The sequence below is a fragment of the Lactiplantibacillus herbarum genome (genome assembly GCF_001039045.1).
GTDB classification, from domain to species: domain Bacteria; phylum Bacillota; class Bacilli; order Lactobacillales; family Lactobacillaceae; genus Lactiplantibacillus; species Lactiplantibacillus herbarum.
Window position 1 is genome coordinate 1 of record NZ_LFEE01000040.1, and the last position, 3047, is coordinate 3047.

Here is a 3047-nt window from a genome sequence, read left to right on the forward strand (position 1 = left end):
GTGCTGACCACCGGAAGCGAAAGTTGTGACCAGTTTTAACCTTTAGACCACAGGCATATCAACATTTTCATTGAATAATCAACTTTCAATCTTTTTGTCATATTTCTAAATTCATTAATTTTCTTACTTATTGACGAGACGCACTAATAATCCGAGCCAATCGATCAGCCATCCGCGTTAGGTTATCGGGGCCGCTTGCCATGGCCTGTTCCAATGTCATCACTTGATCAACAATCGGCAGTACGGCCGTCACACCCTGTTCGGAAAATGTTGCGTTAGCCCCTTTTTGGCGACCAACAAACAGGTAACAAGGTTTACCAGCTGCCTGTGCTAACTGGCTGATTTGAATTGGCACTTTGCCCATAAAGCTCTGATCATCCACTTGACCCTCACCAGAAATAATCAGGTCTGCCGATTGCACTTGTTCGGCTAAATGGCTGACTTGGGCAATCAGCTGAAAACCTGATTGGACTTGGGCGTGCAAGAAGTACCGCAGAGCAAAACCAATACCACCCGCAGCACCATCGCCTTCTTCAGAACTGACTGCTCCGGTAGCTACCGTCATGTAGTGCGCCATGGCATCATCGTAAGTAGCTATCAATTCAGCGTTCAGTCCTTTTTGTGGACCGAAAATCCGGGCAGCACCCTGTTCCCCAGTCAATGGATTAGTCACATCCGCCGCACTGACAAACGCCACCGCTGACAGAGCTGGTAACACCTGTTGTGCGTCGATCCGCTGTACGCGTGCTAAATCAGCCCCAGTCATGGCTAGCTCACTATTATTAGCGTCAAAGAACCGGTATCCCAGTGCCCGTAAGATTCCGGCGCCACCATCAACCGTACCACTGCCACCTAGCCCCAAAATGATCTTTTGAGCGCCGTGAGCAATCGCATCCTTGATCAACAAACCAGTCCCGTAAGTATTCGTATCCAGCGGCGTTAGCTCAGGCGTCAAGAACTGAATACCAGACGCTTCGGCGACCTCGATCACGGCCAAATGTTCATCCGCAAAATAACCGTACGTTGCTTGAATCGGCTGCTGTGCCAGATCAACCGTTGCCGTTGTGATGGCTTTTCCACCAGTCTGATTGGCTAACCACGCTGCCACCGTTCCTTCACCGCCATCCGCAATGGCGACTTGGGTTGACGTAATCCCGTGTGCGCTGAACTGGTCAGCGACAATCTGGTTCGCACGGATACTTGTCATTGAATTTTTAAATGAATCAATTGCAATTAAAGCATGCATTTCATGTCCTCCTAATCGATACTGTCAATTCAAGTATAGGCGTTAATCCAAGGTCCGGCAATTCGTATCAGTTGTCAATGATTCCAAATCTGGTTAGGCTATTACTAATAGCACAACATATTTAAGTTAATTGGAACGACCATTATATTGAACGGAGGAACTGGATTATGGCAACTAATTTTGATTATGATGTTTTATACATTGGTGCTGGGCACGCGACCTTTGACGGTGCCACACCGCTAGCAAAAACTGGTGTCCGTGTCGGCGTTATCGAAAGTGATTTGGTTGGTGGTACCTGCCCCAACCGCGGCTGTAACGCTAAAATCACACTGGATGAACCCGTTAAAATCAAACGTGCGACCGAGCGACTCAATCATATTCTCAGCACAGTCCCCGAAATCAACTGGACGGCCAACGTTGCCCACAAGCAGGCCACCATTGACCCATTGCCCGCTAATCTGACTAACCGTTTAGAGGGGGCCGGTGCACAAATCATTCACGGTCGCGCTAAGTTCCAAGACGCACATACCGTTATCGTTGACAGTCATCAAACCATCACAGCAGAAAAAATCGTTATCGCGACTGGTTTAAAACCTCACCGTTTAGATATTCCCGGCACCGCCTTGGCTCATGATAGCAGCGACTTCATGAACCTAACCGAGTTACCACAAAATATCGTCATCATTGGCGCGGGGTATATCGGTATGGAATTTGCGACAATTGCTAACGCTGCTGGTGCTAACGTTACGGTCATGCTGCACGGTGATCAGGCGTTACGGCATTTTTACCAGCCCTACGTTGAACAGGTCATCACCGACCTCAGCCAACGCGGTGTTACTTTCATTAGAAACGCTAACGTCCAAGCTTTCACTCCAATTGATGATCAATATCAAATTAGTTACGGTGACAACCAACAACTATTAACTGACTGGATCCTAGATGCCACAGGCCGTATTCCGAACATCGACGACCTCGGCTTAGACCAAGTTGGCGTCAAGTACGACCGCCACGGTATTCCCGTCAACGGTTACTTGCAAACTAATATCACTAACATCTACGCAGCTGGAGACGTGGTTGCTAATAATTTACCAAAAGTCACTCCTGCCGCCTACTTTGAATCGAAGTACTTGATGCAGCTCTTCTCCGGAGAAACGACTGATCCAATCGATTATCCCGTGATCCCATCCGTCGTCTTCACATCGCCACGGATTGCACAGGCGGGTGTGACGGTGCCTACAGCCGAGAAAGCTGGTCTCAAAGTGACTGATAGTGACCTAGCCAATTACTGGTATTATCAAGTCGATCAGGAACCAATTGCTCAAAGCAAGCAAATTCACGATCAAAACGGTCGCCTAGTTGGTGTTACAGAAATCAGCGATCAAGCTGAAAATGCAGTTAACGCCCTATTACCCGCCATTGAATTCAAAATGACTCGTGAGCAAGTAGAGCGGTTGACCGGCCTCTTCCCAACAATCGGCTACGCGGCTTGGCACCGAGCATAAGCTATTACCAATCTCTAAAATTTGCTATATGCAGTGCTACACCAGCCAGGGAAACGTACCATGGGGATCTTGGTCTGCTTAGATTTGACTTAAACTATCAGCTTTTCAATTGTCCAACTAGTATTCTCTTAGTATTAATCACAATTATTGCAAGTATCAACCAGTTTAGCCGGAGGTGGGCAGTACTAGCGGTGCTGTGAAGGTGGCGTTATTCCGGTGATTTTTGCCGGGATTACACCACGGACGCGCTTGATCATTGGTGAAGTGTGCCAAGGATCAAGGCGAGGGGCAAGACCGCA

2 protein-coding genes are annotated in these 3047 nt (G+C 48.1%); one reads left to right on the top strand and one right to left on the bottom strand.

Going from position 1 to position 3047, the window contains the following annotated elements; translation table 11 throughout:
• Window positions 1-127: 127 nt before the first annotated feature.
• The gene (locus ACG95_RS12410; RefSeq protein WP_048000830.1) at window positions 128-1246 is read right to left on the bottom strand and encodes a glycerate kinase; all 1119 of its coding nucleotides are present in this window, start codon (window positions 1244-1246) and stop codon (window positions 128-130) included.
• Window positions 1247-1413: 167 nt separating this feature from the next.
• Between ACG95_RS12410 and ACG95_RS12415 the strand changes: the two genes are divergently transcribed.
• Entirely contained in the window at window positions 1414-2748 is a 1335-nt protein-coding gene (locus ACG95_RS12415; protein ID WP_048000831.1) for a dihydrolipoyl dehydrogenase family protein, read from the top strand.
• Window positions 2749-3047: the final 299 nt, after the last annotated feature.

Coding starts and splice junctions, on each gene's coding strand:
- ACG95_RS12410 (WP_048000830.1), bottom strand. CDS start 1,246: ATGCATGCTTTAATTGCAATTGATTCATTTAAAAATTCAATGACAAGT.
- ACG95_RS12415 (WP_048000831.1), top strand. CDS start 1,414: ATGGCAACTAATTTTGATTATGATGTTTTATACATTGGTGCTGGGCAC.